At 69.1% G+C, this 15,743-nt stretch carries 10 protein-coding genes; 5 read left to right on the forward strand and 5 right to left on the reverse strand.

Going from position 1 to position 15,743, the window contains the following annotated elements; all coding sequences use genetic code 11:
- The first annotated feature begins 26 nt into the window (after positions 1 to 26).
- The 3 genes from cydB to AC1DKN_RS05135 are packed head-to-tail and all read left to right on the forward strand — an operon-like array spanning position 27 to position 5,761.
- Positions 27 to 1,076, forward strand: a complete 1,050-nt coding sequence (cydB, locus tag AC1DKN_RS05125; protein WP_230008859.1) for a cytochrome d ubiquinol oxidase subunit II — start codon at positions 27 to 29, stop codon at positions 1,074 to 1,076.
- Between the two features lie 8 nt (positions 1,077 to 1,084).
- Positions 1,085 to 4,720: a thiol reductant ABC exporter subunit CydD gene (gene cydD / locus AC1DKN_RS05130; protein ID WP_476870606.1), complete on the forward strand. Its 3,636-nt coding sequence runs from the start codon at positions 1,085 to 1,087 to the stop codon at positions 4,718 to 4,720.
- A gap of 21 nt (positions 4,721 to 4,741) precedes the next feature.
- Positions 4,742 to 5,761: a GNAT family N-acetyltransferase gene (locus AC1DKN_RS05135; RefSeq protein ID WP_476870607.1), complete on the forward strand. Its 1,020-nt coding sequence runs from the start codon at positions 4,742 to 4,744 to the stop codon at positions 5,759 to 5,761.
- A gap of 65 nt (positions 5,762 to 5,826) precedes the next feature.
- Here the strand turns inward: AC1DKN_RS05135 and AC1DKN_RS05140 are convergent, their stop codons facing one another.
- The 4 genes from AC1DKN_RS05140 to AC1DKN_RS05155 form a co-directional block, all read right to left on the reverse strand.
- Complete coding sequence (locus AC1DKN_RS05140; RefSeq protein ID WP_476870608.1) at positions 5,827 to 6,345, reverse strand: DinB family protein; 519 nt, start codon at positions 6,343 to 6,345, stop codon at positions 5,827 to 5,829.
- Between the two features lie 175 nt (positions 6,346 to 6,520).
- Positions 6,521 to 7,144: a DUF305 domain-containing protein gene (locus AC1DKN_RS05145; protein WP_476870609.1), complete on the reverse strand. Its 624-nt coding sequence runs from the start codon at positions 7,142 to 7,144 to the stop codon at positions 6,521 to 6,523.
- A gap of 761 nt (positions 7,145 to 7,905) precedes the next feature.
- Positions 7,906 to 9,357, reverse strand: coding sequence for a multicopper oxidase family protein (locus tag AC1DKN_RS05150; protein ID WP_476870610.1), 1,452 nt, complete (start codon positions 9,355 to 9,357; stop codon positions 7,906 to 7,908).
- A gap of 8 nt (positions 9,358 to 9,365) precedes the next feature.
- Positions 9,366 to 9,623, reverse strand: a complete 258-nt coding sequence (locus AC1DKN_RS05155) for an SHOCT domain-containing protein (RefSeq protein WP_026266256.1) — start codon at positions 9,621 to 9,623, stop codon at positions 9,366 to 9,368.
- A gap of 245 nt (positions 9,624 to 9,868) precedes the next feature.
- On the opposite strand from AC1DKN_RS05155, the gene AC1DKN_RS05160 reads away from it, so the two are divergent.
- Positions 9,869 to 10,252, forward strand: a complete 384-nt coding sequence (locus AC1DKN_RS05160; protein WP_223917085.1) for a VOC family protein — start codon at positions 9,869 to 9,871, stop codon at positions 10,250 to 10,252.
- A gap of 120 nt (positions 10,253 to 10,372) precedes the next feature.
- Here the strand turns inward: AC1DKN_RS05160 and AC1DKN_RS05165 are convergent, their stop codons facing one another.
- The gene (locus AC1DKN_RS05165; protein WP_476870611.1) at positions 10,373 to 12,913 is read right to left on the reverse strand and encodes a DNA gyrase/topoisomerase IV subunit A; all 2,541 of its coding nucleotides are present in this window, start codon (positions 12,911 to 12,913) and stop codon (positions 10,373 to 10,375) included.
- Between the two features lie 67 nt (positions 12,914 to 12,980).
- Here AC1DKN_RS05165 and AC1DKN_RS05170 point away from each other — a divergent pair, with 67 nt between their 5' ends.
- The gene (locus AC1DKN_RS05170) at positions 12,981 to 15,692 is read left to right on the forward strand and encodes a bifunctional acetate--CoA ligase family protein/GNAT family N-acetyltransferase (protein WP_223917081.1); all 2,712 of its coding nucleotides are present in this window, start codon (positions 12,981 to 12,983) and stop codon (positions 15,690 to 15,692) included.
- The last annotated feature ends 51 nt before the right edge of the window (positions 15,693 to 15,743 follow it).

Raw genomic sequence — 15,743 nt, forward strand, 5'->3', positions numbered from 1 at the left:
CGAAAAATACGCAGAGGATTCTCAGCATGGAACTGCTACCCACCATCTGGTTCGTTGCCATCGCGGTGCTGTGGACGGGCTATCTCTTCCTCGAGGGCTTCGACCTCGGCGTCGGCATGCTGATGAAGGGATTCGCCCGGAACAACACGGAACGCCGCGTCCTGATCAACACGATCGGCCCGGTCTGGGACGGCAACGAAGTCTGGCTCCTGACCGCCGGCGGCGCCACCTTCGCGGCGTTCCCGCTCTGGTACGCCTCGCTGTTCTCCGCCCTGTACCTGCCACTCCTGCTGGTCCTCGTGGCGCTCATTTTCCGGGCGGTCGCCTTCGAATACCGCGGCAAGGTGGACAACCCCCGGTGGCGCGCCCGCTGGGACTGGGCCATCTCGGCAGGGTCGTTCGTCGCGGCCTTCGGCGTCGGCGCCGCACTGGCCCTGACCACCACGGGACTGCCGCTGAACGCGAACGGCGACCGAGAGGGCGGCCCGTTTGCCTGGTTCAGCGGCTACGCCGTGCTCGGCGGGCTCGCCGTCGTCGGATTTTCCCTCCTGCACGGGCTCGGGTTCCTGGCCCTGAAGACCGACGGCGAGGTACGCCACCGGGCGCGGGCCTGGTTCGTCCGGCTGCTGCCCGTGCTGCTGCTGCCCATGGCCGGCTGGGCGGTGAGCCTCCAGCTCCTCAGCGGCGAGGCCTGGACCATCGCCGCCGTGGTCGGCGCCGTCGCCGCCGCGGTCCTGGCGTGGAATTTCGCCCGCAAGGGTGCCGAAGGCCGTGCCTTCATGTCGCTGGGTGCCTTCCTCCTGCTCGGCAGCGCCTCCATCTTCGGTGCCGCCTTCCCCGTGGTCCTGCCGTCCACGCTGGATCCCGCGTTCAATCTCACCGTCTCCAACGCCTCGTCCTCGGACTACACCCTGGGCCTGATGAGCATTGTGGCCTGCATCGGGCTGCCGCTGGTCCTGGCGTACCAGGCCTGGACGTACTGGGTGTTCCGGCGCCGGGTGAGCGCAGCGCATATCCCGGAGGCGCACAGCTTCCTTCCCGCGATCGCCGCCAAAGCGCTGGCACCGAAGGACTAACTTCCCAGATGAGACCGTTCCCCGCCGGCCCCTCGACCCGTTCCGCCCTCTACCTGCTGGGACTGCTTGCCGCCCTGAAAGCCCTCTCGCTCGTGCTCATGGCGCAGGCTGTGGCATCGATGCTCGCCGGGCTCGCCGCTCATGACACCGCCTGGGCAGACCAGCTGGTTCTGGGCGCCGCGGGGGCGGTGCTGCGCTCGCTGACGGTGTGGGGCCAGTCCGTGGCCTCACGCCGGGCGGCGCTCGGAGTGAAGGAGGAGCTGCGCTCGCAACTGCTGGAGCAGGCGCTCAGGAACGGCACGCGGTCTGCCGGGCCCGCCGACGGCGGCCTCGCCGTGCTGGCCACCCGGGGGCTGGACGCCCTGGATAGCTACTACACCCAGTTCCTGCCCGCGCTGGTGAACTGCGCGGCCATTCCGCTGCTGCTGGGCGCCCGCATCCTGTTCGCCGACTGGGTCAGCGCCGTGGTGATCGTGCTGACGGTGCCGCTGGTGCCGCTGTTCATGATCCTGATCGGGCGGTACACCGAGGAACGTGTCAGGGACGCCCAGTCCGCGCTGGCACGGCTCTCCGGGCACATGCTCGAGCTCGCCAAAGGCCTGCCCGTCCTCGTGGGCCTGGGCCGGGCCTCCGCCCAGCGCCAGGCGCTGGAGGACATGTCCGAGGAATATCGTTCCCGGACCATGGGGACTTTGCGCACGGCCTTTCTTTCCGCCCTGGCCCTCGAGCTCATCTCGACCATTTCCGTGGCGGTCGTCGCCGTGTTCATCGGCGTCCGCCTGGTCAACGGCGACATGGCGCTTGAGGCAGGGCTGCTTGCGCTCATCCTCGCTCCCGACTGCTACCTTCCGCTCCGGGAGCTCGGCACCGCACACCACGCCAGCGACGACGGCCGGGCAGCGCTCGCCGAAACCACAGCGGTCCTCGCGGATCCCGGAGCTGCGCCCCTGGACCCGACGCCGGCCTCCGTTCCTGCTGCCGGCCCGCCCGCCGTCACCGTGGACGGACTGACCGTCCGCTTCGGCGGACGCACGGACGCCGCCGTCGGACCGTTGAGCTTCACCGCCGCCGCCGGCCAGATCACGGCACTCGACGGTGCCAGCGGCGCCGGCAAGAGCACCGTGCTCGGAGTCCTCGCCGGGACCATCGGGACGGATGCAGGGACCGCCGTGTCCGGACGCCTCGGAGGATTCACGACGGCGGATCTCGCCTGGGTGCCACAGCATCCCGTCATGTTGGCTTCCACGGTGCTGGACGAGATCCGCCTGTATCTCGGCGTTCCCGCCGACGAAGCCGACGCCGCCACGGCCGGCACCGAGGCGGGCGCGGAAGCCGATGCGGCAGCGCAGCGGTGCCTGGCAGCCGTGGGCGCGGGGCACCTGGCGGCCAAGCACCCGGCCGAGCTGAGCCCGGGGGAGCTGAGGCGGGTTGCTCTGGCCCGCGGGCTGGCGAGGATCGAGGCCGGCGCCCGCGTACTGCTCCTGGATGAACCCACCGCCCATCTGGACCGGGGATCGGCCACACTGGTCAATCGGGCCCTCGCCGGGCTCCGGGGAAAGGTCACCGTGCTGCTCGTTGCGCACGACCGGCACACCCGGGACCTTGCCGACACTCTCGTCGCGGTTACGCCGGGAGCCGGCGGCCACCACGGCGGTGAACTTCCGGCCCTCGTCCCGCCACTGCCGGCATCCGCCGGGGGAGAGCCGGGCGTGCAGGCGGCGGCCACCCGGGCGCCCTTCCTCGTGGACGCCGCGGCGCCGGGCCAAAGCCAGACCCCGGACCCAACCCCGACCCCGGATCCGGCCCCGGGCCGCCCCGAAACCGGCCCCGCTCCTGCCGCGGCCGCCGGTTCGGTCAGCTCAATCGGCTCCGGCCCGTCCGGCCCGTCCGGTTCGGTCCCTGCCCAGTTGCGTCGCCTGCTGGCCCCGGTCAAGGGCCGGTTCGCCGCCGCCGGAGCCGTAGGCACGTTGGCGGCCCTGTTCGCCGTCGCCCTCGCGGGGCTGTCCGGCTGGCTCATCATCCGGGCCAGTGAACAGCCGCCCATCCTGTACCTGCTCACCGCGATCGTCGGCGTGAGGTTTTTCGGCGTCGGCCGGGCGTGCCTGCGGTACTCCGAGCGGTTGCTGCTGCACGATGCCGTGTTCGCCGCCTTGACCCGGCTCCGGGGCCGGCTCTGGGAGTCGCTGAGCCGCCGGGCGCTGTCCCTGCGCCGGCTCCTGCAGGGCGGCAACGTACTCGGCACGGTGGTGGACGACGTCGACACGGTCCGCGAGCTTTTGCCCCGCGTCGTGCTGCCGCCCGTGACCGCCGTCGCTGTCGCCGCGGCCGCAGTGGCCGGGATCGGACTGCTGCTTCCCGCTGCGCTGCCTGCCGTGGCCGCGGCAGCGCTGCTGAGCATCGTCGTTGCCCCCGCCCTGGCGTTGGCCGCCGACCGCATGTCTGCCGGCACCGAACAAAGCCTCCGTTCCGGCGTGCTCCGTCACGTTGCCGCAGCCCTGGACGCCCGCGCGGAACTGCACGCGAACGGCGTCAGCGCCCCCGTGCTCAATGCGATTGGCCGGGCGGACCGGGCCGCGACGGCAGCCTCACAACGGTCGGCATGGGCGGAGGGTCTCGGCCAGGCCCTGACCGTCCTGGCCTGTGCCGGGGCCGCCCTGGCCAGCGCAGTGCTGGCCGCCCCGCTCGCCCTGAGCGGCGCGGTCAAACCGGAGGCTGTTGCCGTCGTCGTCCTCGTGCAGCTGGCCCTGGTGGACCCTTACGCGGCCATCACCACGGCCGTGCGGCAGTATCCCGCGCTGCGCGCCGTGATGCGGCGGATCAGCGCGGCGGGAGTCCTGGAGGCGGGGGCGGACAGTGACGCGGACGGCGGCGCCGCAACGGGCGGACTGGTGCCCGTGGCTTCGCGGCCCGGCGGCCGGCCAGGGATTGAACTCGTGGACCTCGCTGCCGCGTGGCCTGGCGGCGGAAATGTCTTCAGCGGACTCACGGCCGAGGCCGGCCCCGGCCGCTGGCTGGCCGTCACCGGCGCCTCCGGCTCCGGCAAATCGACCCTGCTGGCCACGGTCCTGGGGTTCCTGCCGGCGGCCGGCGGCCACCTGTACCTGAGCGGACGCGCCGCCTGGTGCCCGCAGGAGGCACACCTGTTCGATTCGACCATCCGCGGCAACCTTCTCCTGGCGCGGCCGGAGCCAGCTCCCGCCAGGACGGACAGTGCGCAGCGAGGACCCGGCGGCGCCGTGGTGGCCAACGGGGACGAGCAGATGCGGGCTTCCCTCGACGCCGTCGGACTCGGCCCGATGCTGGCCCGGCTCGAGGACGGCCTGGACACCCGGATCGGCCCGGGCGGGGCCTTCCTCAGCGGCGGAGAGCGTACGCGCCTGGCCGTTGCGCGCACGCTCATGACCGGGGCCGACGTCATCCTGCTCGATGAACCGACGGCGCACCTCGATGCGGAGTCAGGCAGGCTCATGCTCGCCGAATTGCGCGACGGGCTGCGCGACCGGACCGTTGTCCTGGTCACCCACAACCCGGACGATATCGACGCCGCGGACACCAGGCTGGACCTGGACGCCGCAGCCGCGGCTTCCGCCGTGGGCGCCGCGGGCGAGGGTCCAGCGGCGGCGGCCGTGCTGGCGCGCGGGTAACCCGCCTATTAGCCTGTTGCCATGAACCGCAACGGCGAGCTCCACCCCCGGCCCGCACTCGATCCCCGGCTGTCCTGGCGGCCGGCGGAGCGCCGCGACCTCGACGCGTGGGCCGGCCTGATTGCCCGCACGGCCGCCGTCGAGCAACCCGTCTGGTTCGAGCGCCAGGCGGATCTGGAACAGATCCTGGAGTCGAAAAATAACCCGGCAACGGCAAACACCATCATCGGCTTCGATCCGGAGGGCGTTGCCCGGGCTTACGGCCGGATCACCAAGAACCGCGACGGTGACAAGGCGAACGGCTCCGGCTGCGTTGACCCCGAGTGGCAGGGGAGCGGGATCGGCACCTCGCTGCTGGGCTGGATGGAACAGCGGACCAGGGACCGCTTTGCCGAGGACGGGGGGAACGGGGACGTCCCGCGCCCGAGACTACGGCTCCATACCGAACAGCAGCACCAGCACCAGGCCACCTTGTTTGCCGGTTCCGGCTACGGCGTTGTCCGCTATTACAACGAGATGCACCGGCCACTGAACCAGGCTGTGCCTGAATCCTCCCTGGACCCCGGACTGGAGCTCGTCACTTTTGGTCCGGAGTTGCATGAACCGGTGCGGCTGGCGCACAACGCGGCATTCCGGGACCACTGGGGCAGCGAGCCCCGCGACCAGGAGGGTTGGGGCTTTGTGGTGAATGATCCGCAGGCCCGGCCGGACCTGAGCGGCGTCGTGCTGGACCGTTCTACCGGCACGGTGGCCGGGTACCAGTTGGCCACCCACGACGTCGGGGCCGCCCTGACCCGCGGCTTCCGCGAAGGCTACACGGAGCTCCTCGGCGTCCGGCGGGAGTACCGTGGCCGGGGCATCGCGCAGGTGCTTTTGGCCGATGCCATGCGCCGCTTCGCGGCCGCGGGCATGGACGTGGCCTCGCTGGATGTCGACTCGGAGAACCCGACCGGGGCCCTCGCGCTCTACATCAAGATGGGCTATGTGGCCGTCAACCGGAGCATGGCGTGGGACAAGGAGCTTCAGCCGGCAGCGCCGTAGGGGCCGCCTCGGGGAACCGCAGACCTGCGCCTGCCCGCCGGCCGTCCGCGCGCTGGTTCTTCGCGTTAGCCGTCTACGTCGTGGAGATGGTGGACGACGTCGTGCAGGAAATACTGCGCGAAGGTCAGGACAGTGAACACTGAGCCGTTGCTCCGGGTCCCCAAGCGGACCCAATCCTCCTCCGTTACCCGTGCGAAGGACGCTGCAATCTGCTCGCCCTCGGCCGTCAGCTCGACGCCGACCTGGGCTGGATCGGCGTTGGCGTAGTCCTGCTCGATTGCCGTCTTGTCCTGGTCCCAGTCATCGAACCGGGCATCGTCCTCGGACATCATGAGGGACAGGCGGTGATCGAAAAGCGTGAAGACGTCCCGGACGTGGCAGCCATACTCGAGGACGGACCACGCTGCCTCGTTGGGCCGTTCCGTCGCGTCCGGACGTCGGAGGGCTGCACGCCACCGCGGGAGCATGCTGATGACGATCCCCGGCGCCGTGGCCGGGGTCGCGGCGGAGGCATCGAAACCGCACTCGGGGCAGGGCCGCGACAGGACCCAAGTCCAGTCCTTGGAATCCGGAATGATAGGCATTCCAGCAGTGTAGGTGCATTTGTTCCGCCGGGCATCCCGGCCCGTCGCTGCAGCCGGTGCGGCACCCACGTACGAGGCCAAAGCAGCACCGCCGTCGGCCGATGCTTTGACTACGTCGGCCGTGGCCGCCCAGTTGACGGCCCCGGTCCGAAGACGGACCGGGGCCGGGACGCTGCTAGAGGCTGGCCAGCAGGTCCTTCATCTCCTGGATTTCAGCTTCCTGGGCGGTCACGATTGCCTTGCTGAGGCTGAGGGCGTCCGGGTTCTTGCCTTGGCTGCTTTCAGTCTTGGCCATCATCACCGCGCCCTCGTGGTGGGCGATCATCTGGGCCAGGAACAGCTTGGCCGCGTCGTTGCCCTGGGCGGCGTCGAGCGTCTTGAGGTCGTCGTCGCCCATCATCCCGTCGCCCATGCCATGGCCGGACGCCATCTGGGTGGGTTCGTTCCAGGTCTTGAGCCAGCCCGTCATCTGCGCGATTTCGGGTGCCTGTGCGGCCTTGATCTTGGTGGCGAGTGCGGTGATCCGCGCGTCCATGCCCTGTTTCCTGAGCATCATGTCGCTCATTTCCACGGCCTGGGCGTGGTGCGGGATCATCCCTTGGGTGAACATGGTGTCTGCCGCGTTGTGGTCTGCGGTTGCGGGGGCTGAGCTGGATGCCATGCCCATGCCGGCGCTGCCCATGCCCGGCATGGTGTTAGTGGGTGTGCTGCCGGAGGTGCCGGCGCAGCCGGCAAGGGCGATGGCGGCGGAAATGCCGAAGCCAGAAATTGTGGCAGAAATGGTCAGGGTTTTCTTCATGGGGTCAAGTCCTTCAATCATCAATCGGCGTTGTGGCACGCCTGCGGATGACACGCCCGCGCCGCTGGAAGAACGGGATGGAGCGTGTCGGGTAAGTAGGGACGCCGGGCACGACACGGCGCGATCCCGTCTTACGTCCGGCTGATGGACAGATCGCCCGGCGAAGGACTTGCGGGGCGATAGAAGTAGGCCCTGACGGCGGCGTCGCCGTGCGTGTCCGGGTTGTGCATTGAGGCCGGTGCCGTGCCAGGCGGGGGCGCGGCCAGGGACGTCATTGCCGTCGAGGGCACACAGGCCGAGTGCATTGACGCAGCGTCGGCGCAGTTCGATTGGCATACGCACGAAGCCGCTGGGGCAGCGGCCCGGCTGTCGGCCGTCAGGTCGGGACCGGCTGGGGTCGCAGGGCGCGGAGCCAAGGAGTCACGGCCCATGGTGCGCTCTTGCAGGGCATGGGCGGCCGGATGAGGTGCGAGGCCGGTCTCCGGCCGGGAAGACGACCCCGCGGTTTCCGCGGAGGATGTCACCGCGGTCATGGCATGAGCGCCATGCATTCCGGTCATGATGTGCATCCCGAGGAATCCAGCCATGACGGCCAGCAGGCCCACTAGCAGGAATCCGCGGCGAAGGGCGGTTGCGGCATGGCTCATGAAAGCTGCGGCCATGGCATTCTCCCTCCGGTTGGCTGTGTTGGACGGTAGCCAGGTTAAGGCTACAGGCTGCGCATTGGCCGGGCCGTCGTCGGGATACTTGCTCCCGCTGGGCTAGCGGACTTCGATGACGCCCATCATTCCTTGGTCCTCGTGGTCCAGGATGTGGCAGTGGTACACGGAGCGGCCGGTGAAATCCTTGAAGTGGATCCGGACCCGCACCTGTCCGTTGGCGGGTATGTTGACGACGTCACGCCAGACGGGCTGGCCCGGCGCCTGGCTCTGTTCTTCGATGATCTGCATCGGCCAGACGTGCAGGTGGAAAGGATGGTCCATCGGGCTGGGATTGATCAGGGTCCACTCCTCCACCGTCTGCGCGGCCACGGTGGTGTCCGTCCGGCTTGCGTTGAATTCACGGCCGTTGATGGTGAAAGTCATTCCCATCCCCATCCCCATACCGCCGACGGCGAAGGTCAGCTGCCGGCGAGCGGCAACGGCCGCGGTCCTCAGGTCTGCCGCTGCGGGCCGGGCCGGCACCGCCGGAGGAGGAGCGGCCGGGGCGCCGGAGACCGAGAGGGTCGCCAGCACGAGATCCCCTATGCCCTGGGCGCCGTTGGGGGCTGGCCCTGCCGGTCCCATCACGCCGGCCATGCTGCCACGGTTGTAGTAGACGGCACCGAGAGTGGCGTCGCCCTCGACAGCTGTGACCAGGACATCTGCACGGTTGCCCGGCGCCAGCAGCACCTCGTCCACGTTCCGGGGTGTGGGGAAGCGGCCGGAATCCATGCCGAGGAGCTGCATCGGCTGCCCGTCCAGGCGCAGCTGCAGGTAGCGGGCCACGCAGGCGTTCACGATCCGCCACCGCTCACGCTCGCCCGGCCGGGCGGAAAGTTTCGGGTTGCTTTGGCCGTTGACCAGGACAAGTTCACCTTCCCGGCCGAGCATCCGGTCCATGGGCGAGGGGCCGGCGACGGTTCCGGAGCCGTCCAGGGTGATGTCAGAGACGACCATCACCCGCTCGCGGCTGACGTCCACGGGCTGTGCGTCCTCGACGATGATCGCACCGAACAGGCCGGCGAAAATCTGATCGGCGACCATGCCGTGATGGTGGGGGTGGTACCAGTACACGCCGGGCGGGTGGTCCGCAGGGAGCCGGTACTCGTAGCGGAACGAGTGGCCGGGCCCGACGACGTTGAAAACGTTGTCTCCGTTGCCCTGGGGTGAAACGTGGAGTCCGTGGACGTGCAGGTTTGTCGGGACGTCCATGCTGTTGACCAGCTCGACGGCGAACACGTCCCCACCCCTCAAACGCAGGGTTGGGCCGGGGATTCCGCCGTTGTAGCCAAGCGCCGAGGCCTGCTGGCCGCCGAGCTGCACTGAGCCAGCGGACGCTTCGAGCCGGACCTGCAACTGTCCGTTGCTGCTGCGCAGCTGCTTCGGCTCGGTGAAGTCTCCGCCCGCGACGGACGCGAACCGGGAACTGACCGTCCACCAGAGCCCGGCTCCGCCGGCGGCTACTGCTGCCGTGCCGAGGCCGCCCAGCAGGAGCGCGGTCCGGCGGCTCATTGGGAGCACTATTGGTCCTCGCCGAGAACCTTTAGCTGCTCGCGGTATTGCTCCGCCGTCAGTTCACCCCGGGCAAAGCGTTCATCGAGGATCTGCCGGGCCCGGCTCCTGCCCGGGTAGGGCCCCTGCGGTCCCTGCATCCCGCTGTGACTGCCGCCTCCGGCAAACATGCGCACGGCGACCAGTACCAGCAGCGCTATGCCGATGAGCAGGAGTATGCCCCACATCCACATCCAGCCCATATTCATGCCGTAGCCCCACATCAAAACCGGTGCCCTTTCGCCTCAGACCATTGCTATTCCGATTCTTTGGCCGACCTCGGCTGACCGGTAGAGTCCGAAGGCCTCCCCGCCCGGGAGCCTCGAGCTACACGCACTCACGGATATCGAGTGCGCGCATGCCCGGCCGTGCCCCGCCGGCCAAGGAAATCGGCGTCGCGGTTTCTCAGGTACGTGGGGGATGTGGAGGAGTATCATTCCTTCCGGGGGGCGGGCCTGGAAAGAGAATAGCCATGCTCAAGGACAAGCAAGTCGGCGCAGTGCTACCGGCAGCGGACATCGCCCGTGCACGGGATTTCTACCGCGATAAGCTCGGACTCGAACCCGAGAACGCGGATGCCGAGGACAACCTGCAGTACAAGTGCGGCGGCGGTACCGGGTTCCTCCTGTACCAGACGCCCAATGCCGGAACGGCCAAGAACACGCAGATCGGCTGGGTGGTCGATGACCTTCCGGGTGCCGTTGCGGAACTCCGGGCCAAGGGAGTCGTCTTCGAGGAATACGACTTCCCGGGCCTAAAAACGGAGGACGGCATCGCCACCACTCCGGACGGAAGCTCGGCCGCGTGGTTCCTGGACACGGAGGGCAACATCCTGAGCCTCAACCACATGCCCTAGCGCCGGCCCACAGGATGCGGGCAAGGCTTCCGGGACTGAGATCGCCGGAGGCAACGCCGGATCACGAATCCCGGCCGGAGCGCGACAGCGCCGCCGGCCGGGTTTCGTTCGTCCGCGGTCCTACGTGTCGTTGCCGGCTTCCGGATCCTCTGACCACGCCATGCTGGGTCCAATGGCGTCGATCGCCTGGGACAGCGGAATGCCGGAGCCGTCGCGGCGGCCATGCTCGCCGGGGAGTGAGCGCGCCACACCTGCCAGGGAGGACGCCTTGGCCGGACCGTGCCCAGCCCAGCCGAGCAGCAGCGTGTCCTCGCCCTTGAGGAAACGGTGTGCCCGCACCCCGGCAGTCGCCCGGCCCTTGACCGGGTACTCGGCCAGGGCGGTGACCTTCGCGGCCCCGGGGGCTGTGCCCGGCAGCGCGCCTTCCGTCCCCGCGACGGTCACGACGACGGCGGCGGCGTCAGCGGGGCTGGCGGTCCCGAAGAACATCACCCGGTCCCCGGCGGCCAGCTTGATCCCGGCCATGCCGCCGGCGGTCCGGCCCTGCGGGCGGACGGCGGAGGCACTGAAGCGCAGCAGTTGGGCCTGCCGCGTGATGAAGACGAGGTCGTCGTCGTCGGACCCGGCGGGGGCAACGCCCACCACGGTGTCCTTGTCCTTGAGCGCGATGGCTTCCCAGTCTTCGCGGTTCAGCGGATAGTCCGGCTGCACCCGTTTGACCACGCCCTGGGCGGTTCCGATTGCCAGAACCTGGTCCAGCGGCGCGAAGGCCACCAGCGATTCCCCCTTGAGCAGAGTGATGAAATCCTTGGCCGCTACCCCGCCGGCCATGTTGGGGGTACCCGAGGTTGGCGGCAGCACAGGCATGTCCATGACCTGCAGGCGCAGCATGCGGCCCTGCGAGGTCACGGCGGCGATCTCGCCGCGGGCGGTGGTTTTGACCACGGAGGAGAAGACGTCATGCCGGGTCCGCGGTCCGGCCTCGGCCAGGCTGTCCTGGTTGGCGGTGCGGGCAATCTGCCCGGACACGGTGAGGATGGCCCAGCAAGGATCGTCCGCGATCTCAAGGGCCAGCGGTGCGGCCTTGCCCTTGGCCCCGGCGGCTGCGCCCAGTGCCGCGGCGACGGTGGGGGAGACGGCCTCGGATTCCAGCAGGACGGTCCGGCGCGGTGTGCCGTACTTCTCCGCGATCTCGCCGAGTTCGTCGGACACCAGGGCACGGAGCAGCGCGGGGGAGCCCAGGATCGCTTCAAGCTCCGCGATCTCCCGGCGGAGCTCCTCTTGCTCCTTCTCCAGCTCGACCCGCGAATATTTGGTCAGCTGCCGCAGCCGCAGTTCCAGGATGAAGTTGGCCTGGATCTCGGAGAGATCGTAGATGGACATCAGCCGGGTACGGGCCTCGGCCACCTCGTCGGAGGACCGGATGATCTGGATGACCTCGTCAATGTCCACGATCGCGACCAGGAGGCCCTCGACCAGGTGCAGGCGGTCCTTCTTCTTGCCCAGCCGGAAGGCTGTGCGGCGCCGGACCACATTGATCCGGTGGTCCACGTAGACCGAGAGCAGCTGGAGCAGCCCGAGGGTCTGCGGCTGGCCGTCGACGAGAGTCACATTGTTGATGCCGAAGGAGTCTTCCATCGGGGTGTAGCGGTAGAGCTGCTGGAGCACGGCAGTGGGATTGAAGCCGTTCTTGAGCTCAATGACCAGGCGCAGGCCGTGCTTGCGGTCGGTGAGGTCCACGACGTCGCTGATGCCGGTGAGCTTCTTGCCGTTGACGGCATCCTTGATCTTCTCGATCACCTTCTCCGGGCCCACCATGTAAGGCAGTTCCGTGACCACCAGGCCGGTGCGGCGGGCCGAGAGCTGCTCGATGTCCACCTTTGCCCGGGTCTTGAAGGAGCCGCGGCCGGTGGCATAGGCGTCGCGGATGCCGTCCAGGCCCACAATCCGGCCACCGGTGGGCAGGTCCGGGCCGGGGACGAACCTCATGATGTCCTCGAGCGTGGCGTCCGGGTTGTCGATCAGGTGCCGGGCCGCGGCGATGACCTCCACCAGGTTGTGCGGGGCCATATTGGTGGCCATGCCGACGGCGATGCCCGTCGCGCCGTTGACCAGCAGGTTGGGGAACGCGGCCGGCAGCACGTCCGGCTGGGTCAGCTGGTTGTCGTAGTTGGGAACGAAATCGACGACGTCCTCGTCGAGGTGGTCGGTGAGGGTCAGGGCCGCGGCCGCCAGCCGGGCTTCCGTGTAGCGGGGGGCCGCCGGGCCGTCGTCGAGCGAGCCAAAGTTACCGTGTCCGTCGATCAGCGGCAGCCGCAGGGAAAAGTCCTGGGCCATCCGCACCATGGCGTCGTAGATCGCGGCGTCACCGTGCGGGTGCAGCTTGCCCATGACCTCGCCCACCACGCGGGCGCTCTTGACGTGGCCGCGGTCCGGGCGCAGCCCCATGTCGGACATCATGTAGAGGATCCGCCGCTGGACGGGCTTTAGGCCGTCGCGGGCGTCGGGAAGGGCCCGCGAATAGATCACCGAATAGGCGTATTCGAGGAATGAGCCTTCCATCTCGGACGTGACATCGATATCGACGATGTTCTCAACGAATTTTCCTGCGGAATCGTGGCTGGGTTCCCCTGCCGGGGGCGTGGTTTGGCGGCGTGCCATAAGGCTGGTGGATCCTTCTGAGGGGTGCTGAACGGGTACTGCGTAAGTTTATGACTAGGCTAAGCCTATGGTGGATCAGCCGGCGGACGGCGTATATCCGGAATATTGGGAAGCCGATGTTGTCCTGCGCGACGGCGGCACGGCGCATGTGCGCCCCATCCACCCCTCCGATGCAGATGCGGTCCAGGCCTTCCACGTGGGCCAGTCCCAGAAGTCCATCTACATGCGCTTCTTCGCCTTCAAGTCCAAGCTTTCCAGCAAGGAACTCAAGCGCTTCACCGAGGTGGATTACAAGGACCGGGTGGCCCTGGTGATCACCATCGGCGGCGAAATCCTGGGCATCGGCCGTTACGACCGGCTCGATGACCCGGCCGAGGCCGAGGTCGCCTTCAACATCGCCGACGCCCACCAGGGCCGCGGCATCGGCTCGATCCTGCTCGAACACCTCGCCGCCGCGGCCCGCGAGAACGGGATCCGCAAGTTCAGCGCCGAGGTGCTTCCGGAGAACCGCAAGATGCTCATGGTCTTCTCCGACGCCGGCTACGACGTCAAACGCCACTTCGACGACGGCGTGGTCAGCCTCGAGTTCAACATCGACCCCACCGACAAATCCCGCGCTGTGATGGAATCCCGCGAGCACCGCGCCGAAGCCCGCAGCATCCAGGAACTGCTCGCTCCGGCGTCCGTGGCCGTGATCGGAGCCAGCCGCAAATGGGGCACCGTGGGCTACCAGCTGCTCGAGCACGTCATCGAAGGCGGCTTCAGCGGACCGGTCTATGCGATCAACCCGGAGGCCCTGGAACTGGCCGGCATGCTCTCCTTCGCCCGGCTCTCCGAGGTTCCCGGCCCGGTCACGCTCGCCATCATCGCGGTCCCGTACGACGAGGTCCCCAAGGTGGTCCAGGAATGCGCGGCCGCCGGGGTCAAGGGAATTGTGGTGGCCACCGCGGGGTACGCGGACGACGGCGAACGCGGCCTGGCGCGCCAGCGCGAACTGGTGCGGCAGGCTCGAGAAAACGGCATGCGCGTGATCGGCCCGGCGTCCCTGGGCATCGTCAACACCAACCCGGCCGTGTCCCTCAACGCCTCGATGGCACCGGCCCTGGCCCGTCGCGGCGGGTTGGGGCTGTTCAGCCAGTCGGCCGCGATCGGCGTCTCGCTCTACGCGGCCTCCAGCCGGCGCCGGGTTGGCATCTCGACCTTCCTCTCGGCCGGCAACCGCGCCGACGTCTCCGGCAACGACATGATGCAGTACTGGGAAGACGACGCCGACACCACGGCGGTGGGCCTGTACCTGGAATCGATCGGCAACCCGCGCAAGTTCTCCCGGCTGGCCCGCCGGCTGGCCCGCACCAAGCCGGTGATTGTGGCCAAGTCCGACGCCATGGGCCTGAACCTGCCGCCCGGGCACTCTGTCCGCACCACCCAGGCTCCCTCGGAAGCGCTGGATGCCATGATGCGGCAGGCCGGGGTGATCCGGGTCGAGACCATCGAAGAGCTCATGGACGTCGCCCAGATCGTCTCGAGCCAGCCGCTGCCCGGGGGCCCCGGAATCGCCGTCTTCAGCAACTCGCGCGCCCTTGGCAAGGTGGTAGCAGACAGTGCCGCCCGCCAGGGGCTCGGCGTGGAACGGATCGTGACAGACGTGGACCTGGACGCGGGCATGTCCCGGGCGCTGCCGGCCCTGCGCCGGAGCCTGCAGGAAACCCTGACCGCGGACACGGTTTACGCCGCGGTGGTCGCGCTGCTGCCGGCGCACGGTCTCACCGTCGAAAAGATCGCCGGAGTGCTGGCCGAATGCTCCGCGGCGGCCGGCAAGCCGGTGGTTGCCGCCTTTAGCGGAATCCTTGATCCCTCCATCTATGTGGAGGGAATGGTCGGCGCCGAACCTGAACAGCCGCACCAGCCCGCGCCCGCTCCGCCGGTCCCGTGCTACTCCAACCCGGGTGCGGCGGTCGCGGCCCTTGCCGCCGTCGTGCGTTACGCCCAGTGGCTGGACCGGGACCAGGGACTGTTCGTGGAGCCCGAAGGGTGCCACCCGGAGGCCGCCCGGGCGGACCTGGAGCTGCTGCTGCGCGATGTGGGCGGCGAGCAGCTCGTCCGGCTGGACCAGGACACGGCCGCCCGGCTGCTGGGCCACTACGGCATCCGGCTGGTCCCGTCCGTCGGGTTCGAGACGGCGGAGGAGGCCGTGGCCGCGGCCGGGCAGCTCGGCTGGCCTGTGGCCTTGAAGACCACGGACCCGGCACTGCGGCACCGGCTGGACCTGGGAGGTGTGCGGCTGGACATCCAGGACGCCGATTCGTTGCGGCGCAACGTGCTGGAGATGCGCAAGTCGCTCGAGCGGTACGGCTCGCCGTCCCTGGAAGTGCAGACCATGGTACCGGTGGGGCAGGCCTGCACTTTCCGCGCCATCGAAGACCCGCTGCTGGGGCCGGTGATCTCCTTCGGCCTGGCCGGAGACGCCGTGAACCTGCTCGATGACTGGGCCCACCGCGTGCCGCCGCTCTCCGGCTCCGACGTCCACGACTTCATCCGGGCGCCCCGGGCGTCGCGGAAGCTTTTCGGCTACCAGGGCCTGCCCGCCGTCGACGTCGCGGCACTCGAGGACCTCGCCGCCCGCCTCACCAGGCTGAAGGACAACCACCCGGAGATCGCGCTGGTGCATTTCAATCCCGTCCTCGCCGGGCCCGATGGTGCCTCGATCCTGGCCGCCGATGTCAGGATCGCGAACGCCGCCCAGCGGACCGACAGTGCGCGCCGGGCGATGCGGAGTTAGGGTCTAACCTCCCCGGCTGCAGCCCGCGTCCAGGGCCCGGCAGTTAGCAAG

It is taken from the genome of Arthrobacter sp. 01N444 (assembly GCF_056399305.1).